Here is a 15,451-nt window from a genome sequence, read left to right on the forward strand (position 1 = left end):
TAATTATTTTACGATCGAAGTAAAATCCGCATTATCGAAATATTTTGCAAACTCCATGTCTGTTGCGGCCAATTGTTTCAAATCAGCATCCATGGCACATGCTTTCTTCAAGTTATCCAATACCATGGCATCGTCATTTGTTCTGGCTCCAATTACAGCCTTCAAATAAGAAGCCATAGCCGAATTTTCACCTGCATTCAATTTCTTTAAAGCCTCATTATTATTTCCGGCCAAAATATTAGCTAAAGCAGCGTTCACACAACTACAATTTCCAAAATATCGAACTGCATTATCATAATCACCCTTCATGATAGCGACAACACCTTTATTGTAATCTACTTCATTACCCACTCCGGTAGCAGCTCCGAAATAAACTTCAGCCTGTCCGATATTACCCTCTTTCAAAGCAATAGCACCCAAGTTATTCTGAATTGTTTTATTGTTGGCTGACAAAGAGTTGGCTTTCTCGAAATTAGCTTTTGCCAAATCTACTTGTCCCATTTCGAACTGAATCATACCGGCATCATTATAACCTCTCCAATCACTCGGGAACTGACTGATACAAAGATTATAAATAGCTAATTTGTCTGCATTGTCATCGAATAGGGTAGCAGAATACAGTAACTCCTCTACATTCAATTCAGCAGGATTAGACTTAGCCAAACCTTTCAATTCTTCGTCCGATTTACCGATTAACTCAGCATTTACCACAAACATGGATCTTCTCAATTTCGGAAGAATTTGATCGGCAATGATCGTGAAAGCAGAAGCAATATTTTTGATCTCTCTTTCTCTCACTTCCGGATCAGAATACATAGAAAGAACGCGAAGGATCAACTCCTTATCTTGAATATTAGAAGCTTCCATAGCTTTCTGGAATCCTTCCCAATCTTCTGCCACCACGTATTTTTTGAAAAATTCAGCATCCTTATATTGTTGAATTTTATCTTTTTTCATTTGTTTCTTCATGAAAGTAGAAGAATTAGCCTCGCGTTTGTTAGCTAACTTCTCGTTCCAATCATAGCTACCGTCCGGAGAAGCATATGATCTAACATCGATACCGTTTAATTTCATATTTTCCTTAGAAGCCGCTTCCTTAACAAATTTCTGCAAGTTCTTCATCTCTTCGGAAGTCATCTCTTTGGAACGAATATTGGCTGCATTGATTAAGAAATAGATCGCAGCCTCTTCTTGTTGTTTAATAATTCTCTGGAAGGCATCAGCTCCTAAAGCGATAGCCGGTTGATTCTCTACTAAAGTTTCCGTAGCAATCACACCATCACCGATTTTTCTCGGTTCAAATTTCCGAGATGCCTCTCCCTTAGAACCAAGAATGTCGATCTCTAAATTTGAAAGTCTCATGGCATCTTCAAAAGGAATCCGGCTCACGTAAGAAACCGTTTTTCCTGCCTCGTAAGGAATCACTTCGTTATTGCCCTGTACTTTTTCTCCTTGAATGGCTTTTGCCGCAAAGGCTTTTTCGCCTCCTTCATATCTCAATACCGGAGTGGCTTCAATTGTTACTTTTTTATGGAAATATTTTTCCGGGAAAGTAACATCAATTTTCAAATCAACCATACCGCCCTTCGTAACCAAAGTTTCAGGAGTTACCACATACGTAACTTCATTTGCACGTTTTTCCATCTTTTTCAAAGAAGAACAAGACACAGCAACAAGTCCGGTCAAACCAATAACCGCAACCAATCCAAAAGTTCTTTTCATAGAATTCTTAATTTTATTTGTAATACTCAAATTAGTTTTCACTTTTCCACAAAACAAATGTATAATTTTTTTTTAACATTACACATCGAAGTGCAAATTTTATACCAAATCCACTTTAATTTTGTCTAATATTAACCTCTCGGCTCTTTGGATCGCGTGCTCTACACCGTCAGGATCTGAACCTCCGGCAGTTGCAAAAAACGGTTGGCCGCCTCCACCGCCTTTCATTTCCTGTGCCGCATCTTTGACAATTTGTCCTGCATGCAAATCATATTCCTTTACCAAGGATTCACTGATCATCACCGTTAAATGGGGTTTCCCGTTGTATACGCCTCCTATGATCAAAACCAGTCTATCCACTTCTCCCTTCAGCTGAAAAGCCAAATCCTTCACCTTCGTAGACGGGAACGAGAGATTTTTAGATATAAAATTAATATCCCTTACTACCCGTTTACTGTTTTTCAGACCGTTTTTGGCTATTTTTAGCGACTCATTCTCAAACTTTTCAATATCTTTTTTCAATTCCACGTTCTCTTCCAACAGACTCCGAATATTCTCCAAAACCCCGCGATTGGACTTGAACATATTCTCCACCTCGTTAAACATATGGAAATGATTCAAAATGTACTCTTCGGCCTTTGCTGCCGTTATCGCTTCAATCCTACGTATCCCCGCGGCGACAGAACTTTCGGAAACGATTTTAAAAAATCCGAGTTGTCCGGTAGCATGGGCATGCGTTCCTCCACACAACTCCACAGATTCCCCAAATTTCACCACGCGTACCAAATCCCCGTATTTTTCGCCGAAAATCGCCATTGCTCCCATTTTCTTCGCCTCCCCTATAGGTATGGAACGATTCTCTTCCAGCAGCGAATTTTCCCGTATCCTACGATTCACGATAGCAGCGACCTTGTCCAACTCCTCATTCGTAACCTTCTGGAAATGGGAGAAATCAAAACGCAGATAGTCGTTACTCACGAATGACCCCTTTTGTTCCACATGCGTTCCCAACACTTCCCGCAAAGCATGATGCAACAAATGAGTCGCCGTATGGTTGTTTGCAATAGCCGTCCGTCTTTCCGTGTCAACCCGTGCCGTAAACGTCTGGGTCAGATCTCCCGGTAATTTATCCGTAATATGTACCGTCAATCCGTTTTCTTTCTGGGTATCGATGATCCGTATTTTTTCAACATCAGAAACAAGATAACCGCTATCACCTACCTGACCACCCCCTTCTCCATAAAAAGGAGTAATATTAAACACAAGTTGATAAAAGGTTTTTCCCTTGGTGATTATTCTTCTGTAACGGGCTATCCGTACTTCTGTCTCCGTGTAATCGTAACCCACGAACTCTTGCGTATCGTCCGCGATCAATTCTACCCAATCGTCTGTATCGACAGCGGCAGCTGATCTGGAACGTTCTTTTTGAGCCTCCATTTCCGCTTTAAATTCCCGGCGATTTACAACTAATCCGTTTTCACGAAGAATCAATTCCGTCAAATCCAAAGGAAAACCATACGTATCATAAAGTTCAAAAGCTACATTCCCCGGAACCGTCACGTAATCCTCTTCCTTCGTTTTGGCAATAATTCTGTCCAACAACTTTATCCCCTTATCCAACGTCTTAAAGAAAGCCTGTTCCTCTTCCTGGATCACACGCTCTATTAACACCCGTTGGTTAGATAATTCGGGATAATGTTGCCCCATAACTTCTATCAACACGGGAACCAACCTAAACATAAAAGCCTCTTTCTGGCCTAAAAAGGTATACGCATAACGTACCGCTCTCCGCAAAATACGACGAATGACATAACCCGCCTTCACATTGGACGGCAATTGCCCGTCGGTAATCGAAAAAGCTATGGTTCTCAAATGGTCGGCTACCACCCTCATGGCGATATCCGCCTTTTCATCCTTACCGTAGCGAATTCCACTAAGCTCGGAAATCTCTTCAAGAATGGGAGTGAATACATCCGTATCGTAATTGGAACGTTTACCTTGAACAGCCATACACAACCGTTCAAATCCCATACCCGTATCCACATGGTGATTGGGAAGATTCTCCAAACTACCATCTGCTTTCCGGTTATATTGCATGAATACCAGATTCCATATCTCGATAACGAGAGGATGATCTTTATTCACTAATTCGCACCCCGGCTTCAATTTTCGTTCTTCTTCGGGACGCAAATCAATGTGGATCTCCGAACAGGGACCGCAAGGCCCCATATCTCCCATCTCCCAGAAATTATCCTTCTTATTCCCGAAGAGGATACGTTCCCGGGGTAAATAATCGGACCAAAATGTTAAAGCTTCCGTGTCCGCATCCAGATGATCCTCTTTACTACCTTCGAACACCGTAGCATATAATCTCTCTTTATCCAATTTCATCTCCTCCGTCAGGAACTCCCACGCGTAAGCAATCGCCTCCTTTTTGAAATAATCACCGAACGACCAATTTCCCAACATCTCGAACATCGTATGATGATAGGTATCATGTCCCACCTCTTCCAGATCGTTATGTTTACCTGAAACCCGTAAACATTTCTGAGAATCGGCCACCCTCGTCGCTTTCGGCCGCACGTTTCCCAAAATAATATCCTTGAACTGATTCATCCCAGCATTTGTAAACATCAACGTGGGATCTCCCTTAATTACCATCGGGGCGGAAGGGACTATCATATGAGACTTCTTCTCAAAAAAATCCAGAAATTTTTGTCTGATCTCTGCCGACTTCATATAGCTATTTTTCTAAATAATTAAACTCCGCTAACGAACTGCAATCGTGTCCGAAAGGCCATAGAATTATAAGGTTGCAAATTTAGATTATTTCTTTTAACTTTGCGCCGGAAACAATAAATTTATTACAAACAAACCAGATTATGCCAAAAGCTGGGTATCATTTTAATTCAGAAACATTATCTTTTGATAAAATAGAGACAACGATAAGAAAAAGAATCAGAAAGGCCATTCAAAAATTCATCTCAAGTTTCTCTTTAGCCATCGTGATGCTTCTTCTTATATTTGCTTTTATGGATTCGCCCAAGGAGAAAGCCCTGAAAAGGGAAAACGAAGAGATCCTTACCCAATATCATCTATTAAGTAACGAAGTTAAACGGTTAGACAATATTTTAAAAGATCTCGAGCAGAGAGATGATAACATATACCGCGTCATCTTCGAAACGGACCCGATTGCAACTTCCATACGCCGGGCCGGCACGGGAGGAGTCAACAAATACGAGTACTTGGAGCACCTGAAAAATTCAGATCTGATTATAGAAACAGCCCGGAAAATCGATCAATTATCCAAAGCCATCTATATTCAGAGCAAATCGTACGACGAAGTCGAAAAGCTGGCCAAAAACAAGATCGAAATGTTAGCTTCTATCCCGGCCATCCTACCCGTTTCTAAAAATGCAGCACATCCTGTCTCTTCTTCGTACGGATGGCGCATGCACCCCATCTACAAAACGGTAAAATTTCATGCAGGAATGGATTTCACCGGTATCGTGGGAACTCCCATCTATGCCACGGGAGACGGAATCGTGGAGAGCAACACATTCGACAAAGGATATGGACGCCATGTCGTTATCGACCACGGCTTTAATTATAAAACCCTTTACGCTCACATGAAAGAGTCTTACGTGAAAAAAGGGCAAAAAATAAAAAGGGGTGATGTCATCGGATATTTAGGGAATACGGGGCTTTCCACAGGTCCTCATTTACACTACGAGGTCCGGAAAAACGGAAAACCTGTAGATCCGATAAACTACTATTTTAACGACCTTACCGCGGAAGAATTCGATGCCATGGTTGAGGCGGCTAACAATACGGGGCAGAGTATGGACTAAATCACTTTGTAATCCAGACTAAAAATCATACGGGATTATGAAAAAAGAAGAACAAGATTTAAAAGTATATTACTCCATCGGAGAAGTAGCCGGTATGTTCGGCGTAAATGCTTCTTTGATCCGTTTCTGGGAAAAAGAATTCGATATCATAAAGCCGCACAAAAACAAAAAGGGTAACCGACAATTCACCAAAAACGACGTGGATAATTTTCATTTGATCTATCATCTAGTAAAAGAAAAAGGAATGACCCTGAAAGGAGCCCAGTTACAACTAAAAGACAGAAAAGAAGAAACGGAACTCCGGTTCGAGATCATTAAGAAATTAAAAAACATAAAGGAAGAACTGATTTCCATCAAGGATAACCTGAAGTAAAACGAACCTTTCTACGATTTAAACCCATTCGTCATGAAAATACAGGAGATTATTCAGATCATCGAAGCGTATGCACCAAGAGAGTTACAGGCCGATTTTGATAACTCCGGGCTGATTTGTGGGGATGTCGAGCAAGAAGTCACTTCGATTTTACTTTGTATCGACGTAACAGAGGATGTCGTACGGGAAGCAATCCAAAAAGGACACAATCTTATCATCTCCCATCATCCTCTTATATTCAAAGGACTAAAACAAATCACCCCTTCAACTTACGTCGAAAGATCCATTATACTTGCCGTTAAGAACGAGATCGCGATCTACGCGGCCCACACGAACATGGACGTTATCGCCCAGGGAGTCAGCGGCAGAATGGCGGATAAACTATGTTTGAAAGATCAGGAAATATTGCAACAGGAAGGAGAGACGCCCTATCCATACGGATATGGCATCATCGGAACGCTGGATTCCCCTGTCGATCCCATCTTTTTCCTCCAACACGTGAAGGAGACTTTTCATTGTAAAGGCATCCGTTACACGACCCCATCCAAAAAACAAATCCAACGGGTAGCCGTATGCGGGGGAGCCGGGGCTTCATTTCTGCCAACAGCGATTCTTAAAAAGGCAGACCTATATATTACGGGAGATCTCAAATACCATGATTTTTTCTTAACGGAGAACCGGATCATTTTAGCCGATATCGGACATTATGAAAGTGAACAATTCACAAAAGATATCTTTTATGAGTTAGTTACAAAAAAAATGCCTAAATTTGCCGTTCAGTTTTCTGATATTAATACAAATCCGATAAACTATTTATAATATATGGTGACGAATAACAATGAAAAAATGCAAGATCTGACAATTGAAGAGAAATTGCAGAACCTGTATGAATTACAACGAATTGACACCGAGATCGACAAAATCAAAACACTCAGGGGCGAGTTGCCGTTGGAAGTTCAGGACCTTGAGGACGAGATCGCAGGTTTAGAAACTCGTATCGAAAACTTTAAAACGGAATTGAGTGAATTGGACAAAACAACCGCTCAAAGAAAACAAGATATAAAGAAGGCTGAAGATGCCATCAAAAAATACAGCGAACAATTGGATAATGTTCGCAACAATCGGGAATACGACGCTTTGAGCAAGGAAGTCGAATTCCAAAAATTAGAAATCGAACTTCAGGACAAACGAATTCGCGAATCGCAAAAAAACAAAACGGAAAAAGAAGCTTTAATGGCAGAAGCCACCAAACGATATGAAGACAAAGTCGCTGATTTGGAAGCTAAAAAAAGTGAATTGAACGATATCATCCAAGAGACACATAAAGATGAAGAGTCTTTGACGGCCAAATCGGAACAATTGGCTGCCACTATCGATGAGCGTCTCGTCACGGCTTACCGCAGGATTCGCGCCAATGCTCGCAACGGTTTAGCCGTCGTCACCGTGGACCGGGATGCCTGCGGAGGATGTTTCAACAAAATTCCTCCTCAAAGACAATTGGACATCCGTTCCCGGAAAAAAATCATCGTCTGTGAATATTGCGGCCGTATATTAATTGACAAATACATCTGTGACTACGACGGTTCACAGCAACAGGCAGACCTGGAAGCAGCACTTGAATCTCAGAAGAAGAAGAGCAGAAGAGTAAAAAAAGCGGATGAGTAAAAGAAGCTGAATATTTAAATAAAATAAAGAGGTTGCCGGCAAAACATTCGGACAACCTCTTTTTTCAATTAAAAATTAGAAATCGTAAATTTAAAACTGTAAATGAAAATGGTTCCCACAAACTATGACCCGAAAACGAGCGAAGAGAAATGGTATCGATACTGGATGGAACACAAGCTCTTTCATTCTTCGGTCGACAAAACAAGAACTCCTTACTGCATAGTAATTCCTCCTCCCAACGTGACCGGAGTGTTGCACATGGGACATATGTTGAACAATACTATTCAGGATGTTCTCGTCAGAAGGGCCCGTTTATCCGGTAAAAATGCCTGTTGGGTGCCGGGAACCGATCATGCCTCCATTGCCACGGAAGCTAAAGTAGTAAACAGATTAGCCCAGAAAGGGATCAAAAAAACAGATTTAACGCGAGACGAATTTTTGAAACACGCCTGGGATTGGACGGAAGAGCACGGGGGTATTATTTTAAAACAACTTCGCAAATTAGGGGCTTCCTGCGACTGGGAAAGGACAGCCTTTACCATGGACGACAAACGTTCGGAAAGCGTTATCAAGGTTTTCGTCGACCTGTATAACAAAGGATTGATATATCGCGGAGTGAGAATGGTAAATTGGGATCCCAAAGCCTTGACCGCCCTCTCCGACGAAGAGGTTATCTACAAAGAGGAGCATAGCAAACTATACTATCTTCGTTACAAAATCGAAGGAGAAGAGGGGTACGCCATCGTGGCGACCACCCGTCCGGAAACCATCATGGGAGACACGGCCATGTGCATCAACCCCAACGATCCGAAAAATCAACATTTAAAAGGTAAAAAAGTGATCGTGCCTTTAGTAAACCGCGTCATTCCAGTTATCGAGGATGAGTACGTGGATACTGAATTCGGAACCGGTTGTTTGAAAGTGACTCCCGCCCATGACGTGAACGATTATATGTTAGGCGAAAAATACAACCTGCCTTCCATCGATATTTTCAACGACAACGGAACTCTTAGCGAGGCCGCGGGACTGTATATCGGCATGGACCGCTTCGAGGTCCGTACGCAGATCGAACAAGATCTGAGAGCCGCGGGGCTGCTGGAGAAGGTCGAATCCTACGAAAACAAAGTAGGTTATTCCGAACGCACGAATGTACCGATAGAGCCCAAACTCTCCATGCAGTGGTTTCTGAAAATGGCCGATTTAGCCAAACCGGCATTAGATGCCGTTATGAAGGACGATATCAAATTCTATCCTGCCAAATTCAAAAACACATACCGGCATTGGATGGAAAACGTCAAAGACTGGTGTATCAGCCGACAGTTGTGGTGGGGACATCGGATCCCGGCCTGGTTCCTCCCGGAAGGAGGATTCGTGGTGGCGGAAACAGCTGAAAAAGCGTTAGAATTAGCGAAGGTAAAAAGCAACAACAAAAGCCTCACGCTTGCCGATCTTCGGGAAGACGAGGACTGCCTCGATACCTGGTTCTCCTCCTGGTTATGGCCTATCTCCCTATTCGATGGCATCAATCATCCGGACAACGATGAAATCAACTACTATTATCCGACGAGTGACCTCGTCACGGCTCCGGATATCATTTTCTTTTGGGTTGCCCGCATGATTATGGCCGGATACGAATACCGAAAAGCTATGCCCTTCCGAAGTGTCTATTTCACGGGAATTGTCCGGGATAAGATCGGAAGAAAAATGTCCAAATCTTTAGGGAACTCTCCCGATCCTTTAGATCTGATTGAACAATACGGAGCCGATGGCGTCCGCGTAGGCATGTTGTTATGCTCTCCGGCCGGAGGAGATTTGTTATTCGACGAAAGCCTACCGGAACAAGGACGAAACTTTACAACAAAAATGTGGAATGCTTTCCGTCTCGTTAACAACTGGAAGGTTGCCGACATTGAACAACCTCTTCACTCGAAGTTAGCGATCGAATGGTTCGAACAATACTTACGAAAAAGCGTAGAGACCCTGAACGCCCAATTCGACCAGTATCGGATATCAGAAGCCTTAATGACTGTTTATACCGGTTTCCGCGACGAATTCTCTTCCTGGTTACTCGAGATTATCAAACCTGCTTACGAGCAACCGATAGATCGGATGACTTACGAGAAAACATTGCGCCTATTTGAAGAGATGTTACAGCTCCTCCACCCTTTCATGCCGTTTATCACGGAAGAGATCTGGCAAAATTTACGGGAAAGAAAAAGCGGAGAAAGCATTATGGTTTCCGTATTGCCGACGCTGGAAGAATACGACAATCGTTTTCTAACCGAATTCGAGCACGCCAAAGAAGTAATTGCCGGCATCCGCAACATACGTAAACAAAATAACGTCGCTTTTAAAGAGGCTATCGTTCTAAAGATAAAAAGTAATGAACGCTATCCGAAAAAATTCGAATCCATTATCCGAAAGATGGGAAATATAGAACGGGTAGAGGAGGTTAGCGACAGCGTTAAAGGAGCATGGAGTTTCATTGCCGATACCGTGGAATATTTTATTCCCGCCGTCGGGCAACTGAACACGGAAGAGATAAAAGCAAAATTAGAAGCGGACCTGGCTTACGCCAAAGGTTTTCTGGCTTCCGTCATGAAAAAACTCGGCAACGAGAAATTCGTGAACGGAGCCCCGGCACAAGTAATCGAAAACGAAAAAAAGAAGCAGGCGGATGCCGAAGCCAGAATTAAAGCCATCGAGCAACAGTTAGCCGAATTATAAAAATAAAGGTCGCTCGGCGACCTTTATTTTTTCCTGTTATACTCATCAATTTCCCGATAAGTTTCCGACGTGTAATCTCCTAAAAGATGCTTGGCAAAATGAAACCACATCTTACGCTGGAAGAAATCATCCTGAATCCCGGAAAACCCGTGACGAATACCCGGGAGCACCACCAAATCGAAATTTTTTCCGGCCTTCAGCAATGCATCTGCCATCCGAAGGGTATTACCCGGATGCACGTTATTATCCACATCTCCCGTCACCAACAATAAATACCCTCTCAGCTGTTTCGCTAACTCTATATTAGTCGGAACGCGGGTTTTAAAATAAGTCTCCCGACGAACGATCGTCGTGTCCTTCCCGGTAAGAGAATCCTTTACCGTTTCCCGGATTTCACGAACTTCTTCTTTTATTCCATGGTGGGTCTCTCCCCACCATTGGTTATAGATATTATTATCGTGATTACCGGCAGAAGATACCGCTGCCGTATAAAAATCAGGATACGTACACAAGGCGGCCGTAGACATAAAACCACCTCCGGAATGCCCGAAAATACCCACCCGCGAAATATCGATAAAAGGATGACGGGATGCCAACTGTTCTATACCGTACTTATCATCCGCCAAAGGGTAATCCCTCAAGTTTCCGTAACCGAAAGTATGATACCATTTATCCCTCAAGGGAGTTCCCCCGCGGTGCCCGAACGAGACTACGACAAAACCGACCTGAGCCAACCCCGCGTTGTAAACGGAAGTAACGCTAAAGACTAACGGGAAAGCTTCTGTCTGCGGTCCCGGATAGACGTAGGAGATAACCGGATAAGTCTTGGTCGAATCAAAATCAAAAGGTTTCCACATGAAACCGTACAGATCGGTCACCCCATCGGCCGCCTTCACGGTAAAAGGTTCCGGCATTTTCCACCCCGTTTCATACAAACGGGAAAGATCAGGCTTCGGTAATTCGAACACGACTTTACCTCTGTTGTCTCTCAACACACTCCTCGGTTCCAAATCCGCCCGGGAATAATTGTCCACAAAATAGCGTCCGGAGGGAGAAAAATCGGCGGCATGGGTTGCCATCTCCGGTGTCAATATCTCAACACCTTTTTTCCCGTCTATATCGGCCTTGTTAATCCGTGCATAATAAGGAGGCTCTCCCTTTACTTGCCCATAGGCTGCAAAATACATCGTTCGATGGACCGTATCGATTTTTATCATTTTTCCGGCTGTCCATTCCCCCGAAGTAATTTCGTTTTTTAAATTTCCCCCTCCGTCATAATGATAGAAGTGTCCGTGTCCCGTACGCTCGGACCACCATATGATATCCTCCCCGTCATTCAGAAAAGAGATATGGTAAAAATCATCGTTAAAATAAGGCTTATCCGTCTCATTTATCAAAACCTTCACCTCACCGGTAATCGCATCGACCTCACAAATATCCAATTCGTCACACGTCCGCTTTTTACGTTGTACATAAAATTTATCCGTTTTCTTCGCCACATATAAAACACTCAGTTTCTGATCCTTCCACTTCTCAATCGGAACCCGAATCTGTTTTTTGGCATCCACATCGAAAACAGAGAGATCGTACTGCGTCACGTGCTCGTCTCCGGCAAAAACATATTTATATTTTTGCAAGCGAGGACGTTCTCCCAGGACATTAACAACAAATAAAGAATTTACTTTCCTGTCATCCGACCGTCTCACGTAAAACCGATTGGAATTTTTAAACCACACAATTTTGGCAGCCATCTTCTGAGCGGAAGTATCCTCTTCCGCGTAAGCATAGGAATGGTAAATTTCCCCGTCGGTAGTCAACTGGGTTTCAACGGAATCCTTTACCCGCATCGCGTACAGGTTATGCTTTTTAGCATACACCACGTAAGTACTGTCAGGAGAATAGCTACCGATAAGCCCCGGAGCACGGGATTTCGACTTTTCTTCTTTCTCTAAAGAATCCAATTTAACCAATCGCCGGGCAAATATATCATAAGAAAATGCAAAAGTATCCATCTGAAAAGTCATTGTTTTTTCATCTTTCTTGAATCGGATATTCTGTAAAGTTAAATTTTTACTATTCATCGGTTTGTGAATGATCTTGCTTAACTCCCTCGCCATAAAATCACGATCGAAAAGTTCTTGCTTTTTCCGGGCCTTCGGATCGACGAAATAGTAGCGCAAGCCGTCTCCCGTTTTGTACGTAAACCAAAATTTATCACTCTCTTTAAGAAATCGGGGTTCGACTTTCGTTGAGCCGATCAAATCATTTCCCCTTCCCCGCATAAATTGCTCGGCACGTTTATAGTTGGCTTGTTGACCGGTACAAATTAAAACAAAGAAACAAGGAAATAACCATAGAAAACATCTCATCATCATTATACTATTTTTTAAATAAACCTTTTTTCTCGAAATGGGAACGAAGATAGAAACATCTATGGGAATAATTTATTTTTTATAAAGACTTAATAATTTTTTAACAAACAAAGTTGAGTGATAAAACTCATCTACTCAAACGTTTGCATATGCTACAAAACATATTTGTAAATAAAAAAATCTAAATTCTTATCGCTAACTTTGTGAAGTATAAAAATAACATGCAGACTTCATATTTACCGGATTATGGAAATACGCCCGATCAATAAAGAGCTGGAACAATTGTTTCACCAGATTCGTCACCGGATACGCCGGTTGCAGAACGGAAAAGGATTAGACAGCTTGGAAAGAATCGGGGCGGATACCCAAGGACAAGTCGGAGCCAGCTATATATCCCTGAAAACGCTATCCCGGAACTATCCCCGAAATCTGGAACTCGCTCTCTTGTTATGGGGTACCCAAAGACGCGAAGAACAAATCTTGGCATGTTTCTTGTTACCTCCTTCTTTGGCAATTAAAGAAAAAATTACACAATTATTATCTTTGTGTTTCCATTTCGAAATCGCCGAATATTTTGGAACCCTCGTGTTATCCAAACGAGAAGATTTAGAAGAAATAGTAGATGAATTTTTGGAATCGGGCGTCCCCTACCTTCAAGTAGCCGCCTTAACCGCTATCGCAAGAAATCGGATCGAAAAAAAGCTAAATACCCCGTTTTCGGCTAATTATATCCAAAACATCGCTTCTAAAATCGGGACGGATAAATACGTTCGACTGATTTTCGAACGTTTGAGAAGCGGTGTAAATATAGAATGAAAATTGAATGTTAATAAAGCATAAAGGAGAAGAGGAAAAAGGAAGAAGACAATTTTATAACGAAATGTTTCCTACATTTGCAAAGTAATTACAGAAAAAAAGTATTAATAAATGGTTTATATAAATTTACTATTATGTCAAAATTAGATTTAAGCAAGTACGGAATTACCGGTGTAACAGAGATCTTACACAATCCTTCCTACGAAACTCTTTTCGAGGAAGAGACGAAACCGGGTTTAACCGGCTACGATAAGGGTGTCGTAACCGAATTAGGGGCTGTAAACGTAATGACCGGCATCTACACGGGCCGTTCTCCCAAAGATAAATTCTTTGTAAAAAATGCAGCAAGTGAAGATTCAGTATGGTGGACCTCCGATGAATATAAAAACGATAACAAACCGACCTCCGAAGCTACCTGGAAAGCATTGAAAGAATTAGCTGTCAAAGAGCTGTCCGGAAAAAGATTGTTTGTGGTAGATACATTCTGCGGTGCAAATCCCAGTACCCGTTTGAAGGTTCGTTTTATCATGGAAGTAGCCTGGCAGGCACACTTCGTTAAAAATATGTTCATCCGTCCCACGGAAGAAGAGTTAGCTAACTACGGGGAACCCGATTTTGTTTGTTTCAACGCTTCCAAAGCAAAAGTCGAAAACTACAAAGAGTTAGGTTTAAACTCCGAAACAGCGACCGTATTCAATTTGGCCACGAAGGAACAAGTTATCCTGAACACTTGGTATGGCGGAGAGATGAAAAAGGGATTGTTCTCCATCATGAACTATCTGAATCCGTTAAGAGGTATTGCTTCCATGCACTGTTCCGCCAACACGGATTTGAACGGAGAAAACACAGCCATCTTTTTCGGTTTATCGGGAACGGGTAAAACGACCCTGTCTACCGATCCGAAACGTCTGTTGATCGGGGACGATGAACACGGTTGGGACGATGAGGGAGTATTCAACTATGAAGGCGGTTGCTATGCCAAAGTCATCAACCTATCCAAGGAAGCCGAACCGGATATTTACAATGCCATTACCCGCGATGCGTTGCTCGAAAACGTTACGGTAGATGCTAACGGAAAGATCGATTTTGCAGACAAGTCGGTTACTGAAAACACCCGTGTTTCTTATCCTATTTATCATATTAAGAATATCGTAAAACCGATCTCCAAAGGGGGACATGCTAAAAAAGTAATCTTCCTGACAGCCGATGCTTTCGGAGTATTACCTCCCGTTTCCAAATTAACTCCGGAACAAACCCAATACTACTTCTTGAGTGGTTTCACCGCCAAATTAGCCGGGACAGAAAGAGGAATCACCGAACCGACACCGACCTTCTCCGCTTGTTTCGGAGCAGCATTCCTCTCTTTGCACCCGACCAAATACGGCCAGGAGCTGGTGAAGAGAATGGAAGCGGTCGGAGCTACCGCTTATTTAGTGAATACCGGATGGAACGGTACAGGAAAACGTATCTCCATCAAAGATACACGCGGTATCATCGACGCGATCTTAGACGGCTCTATCGATAAGGCCGAAATGAAGGAGATTCCCTATTTTAACTTGGCTGTTCCGACGGCTCTTCCGGGTGTTGACACCCAAATTCTGGATCCGCGCAACACCTATGCCAACGTTGCCGATTGGGACACAAAAGCCAAAGACCTCGCCGGACGTTTCGTTAAGAATTTCGAAAAATTCACCGGAAACCCTCATGGAAAATCCTTAGTCACTGCCGGACCGAAATTGTAATTCGATATTACGCCATATACTTAAAAGACCTTGCCGCTAAGCGGCAAGGTCTTTTTTATCCATACGACCGTGATTCAAAAAACGATTAAAATCCGATACAAAACTTAAGTCATTACCCGCGGTATTGATATCAAACCAACCATTCGACACAAGTATCTATATATATATAATTTATATAACTAT

At 42.5% G+C, this 15,451-nt stretch carries 10 protein-coding genes; 7 read left to right on the forward strand and 3 right to left on the reverse strand.

Features of this window, described 5'->3' with window-relative positions; translation table 11 throughout:
- Window positions 1–3: 3 nt before the first annotated feature.
- Both PGR74_RS09775 and alaS read right to left on the reverse strand, forming a co-directional pair.
- Window positions 4–1,722, reverse strand: coding sequence for a tetratricopeptide repeat protein (locus tag PGR74_RS09775; protein WP_041502770.1), 1,719 nt, complete (start codon window positions 1,720–1,722; stop codon window positions 4–6).
- Between the two features lie 99 nt (window positions 1,723–1,821).
- Window positions 1,822–4,461, reverse strand: coding sequence for an alanine--tRNA ligase (alaS, locus tag PGR74_RS09780; RefSeq protein ID WP_041502769.1), 2,640 nt, complete (start codon window positions 4,459–4,461; stop codon window positions 1,822–1,824).
- A 143-nt stretch (window positions 4,462–4,604) separates the two neighbouring features.
- Here alaS and PGR74_RS09785 point away from each other — a divergent pair, with 143 nt between their 5' ends.
- The 5 genes from PGR74_RS09785 (at window position 4,605) to PGR74_RS09805 (ending at window position 10,338) form a co-directional block, all read left to right on the forward strand.
- The gene (locus PGR74_RS09785; RefSeq protein ID WP_041502768.1) at window positions 4,605–5,573 is read left to right on the forward strand and encodes a M23 family metallopeptidase; all 969 of its coding nucleotides are present in this window, start codon (window positions 4,605–4,607) and stop codon (window positions 5,571–5,573) included.
- Between the two features lie 37 nt (window positions 5,574–5,610).
- Complete coding sequence (locus tag PGR74_RS09790; protein ID WP_041502767.1) at window positions 5,611–5,946, forward strand: MerR family transcriptional regulator; 336 nt, start codon at window positions 5,611–5,613, stop codon at window positions 5,944–5,946.
- Window positions 5,947–5,979: 33 nt separating this feature from the next.
- Window positions 5,980–6,765 carry a Nif3-like dinuclear metal center hexameric protein gene (locus PGR74_RS09795; RefSeq protein ID WP_041502766.1) on the forward strand — a complete coding sequence of 262 codons (786 nt, stop codon included), beginning with the start codon at window positions 5,980–5,982 and terminating at the stop codon, window positions 6,763–6,765.
- A gap of 3 nt (window positions 6,766–6,768) precedes the next feature.
- A complete protein-coding gene (locus tag PGR74_RS09800; RefSeq protein ID WP_041502765.1) occupies window positions 6,769–7,611 on the forward strand; it encodes a zinc ribbon domain-containing protein in 843 nt (280 codons plus the stop codon).
- A 108-nt stretch (window positions 7,612–7,719) separates the two neighbouring features.
- Window positions 7,720–10,338, forward strand: a complete 2,619-nt coding sequence (locus PGR74_RS09805; RefSeq protein WP_270517025.1) for a valine--tRNA ligase — start codon at window positions 7,720–7,722, stop codon at window positions 10,336–10,338.
- Window positions 10,339–10,361: 23 nt separating this feature from the next.
- Here PGR74_RS09805 and PGR74_RS09810 read toward each other — a convergent pair whose 3' ends face one another.
- Window positions 10,362–12,713, reverse strand: a complete 2,352-nt coding sequence (locus PGR74_RS09810; protein ID WP_333492323.1) for a S9 family peptidase — start codon at window positions 12,711–12,713, stop codon at window positions 10,362–10,364.
- A 243-nt stretch (window positions 12,714–12,956) separates the two neighbouring features.
- Here PGR74_RS09810 and PGR74_RS09815 point away from each other — a divergent pair, with 243 nt between their 5' ends.
- Window positions 12,957–13,526 (forward strand): hypothetical protein, encoded by a 570-nt coding sequence (locus PGR74_RS09815; RefSeq protein WP_041502764.1) that lies wholly within the window; start codon window positions 12,957–12,959, stop codon window positions 13,524–13,526.
- A 134-nt stretch (window positions 13,527–13,660) separates the two neighbouring features.
- Window positions 13,661–15,268, forward strand: coding sequence for a phosphoenolpyruvate carboxykinase (ATP) (pckA, locus tag PGR74_RS09820; protein WP_041502763.1), 1,608 nt, complete (start codon window positions 13,661–13,663; stop codon window positions 15,266–15,268).
- The last annotated feature ends 183 nt before the right edge of the window (window positions 15,269–15,451 follow it).

Source organism: Sanguibacteroides sp. AM78-02pH3A (genome assembly GCF_027666085.1).
GTDB lineage: Bacteria > Bacteroidota > Bacteroidia > Bacteroidales > Marinifilaceae > Gabonibacter > Gabonibacter massiliensis.

Coding starts and splice junctions, on each gene's coding strand:
- PGR74_RS09775 (WP_041502770.1), bottom strand. CDS start 1,722: ATGAAAAGAACTTTTGGATTGGTTGCGGTTATTGGTTTGACCGGACTT.
- alaS (WP_041502769.1), bottom strand. CDS start 4,461: ATGAAGTCGGCAGAGATCAGACAAAAATTTCTGGATTTTTTTGAGAAG.
- PGR74_RS09785 (WP_041502768.1), top strand. CDS start 4,605: ATGCCAAAAGCTGGGTATCATTTTAATTCAGAAACATTATCTTTTGAT.
- PGR74_RS09790 (WP_041502767.1), top strand. CDS start 5,611: ATGAAAAAAGAAGAACAAGATTTAAAAGTATATTACTCCATCGGAGAA.
- PGR74_RS09795 (WP_041502766.1), top strand. CDS start 5,980: ATGAAAATACAGGAGATTATTCAGATCATCGAAGCGTATGCACCAAGA.
- PGR74_RS09800 (WP_041502765.1), top strand. CDS start 6,769: ATGGTGACGAATAACAATGAAAAAATGCAAGATCTGACAATTGAAGAG.
- PGR74_RS09805 (WP_270517025.1), top strand. CDS start 7,720: ATGGTTCCCACAAACTATGACCCGAAAACGAGCGAAGAGAAATGGTAT.
- PGR74_RS09810 (WP_333492323.1), bottom strand. CDS start 12,713: ATGATGATGAGATGTTTTCTATGGTTATTTCCTTGTTTCTTTGTTTTA.
- PGR74_RS09815 (WP_041502764.1), top strand. CDS start 12,957: ATGGAAATACGCCCGATCAATAAAGAGCTGGAACAATTGTTTCACCAG.
- pckA (WP_041502763.1), top strand. CDS start 13,661: ATGTCAAAATTAGATTTAAGCAAGTACGGAATTACCGGTGTAACAGAG.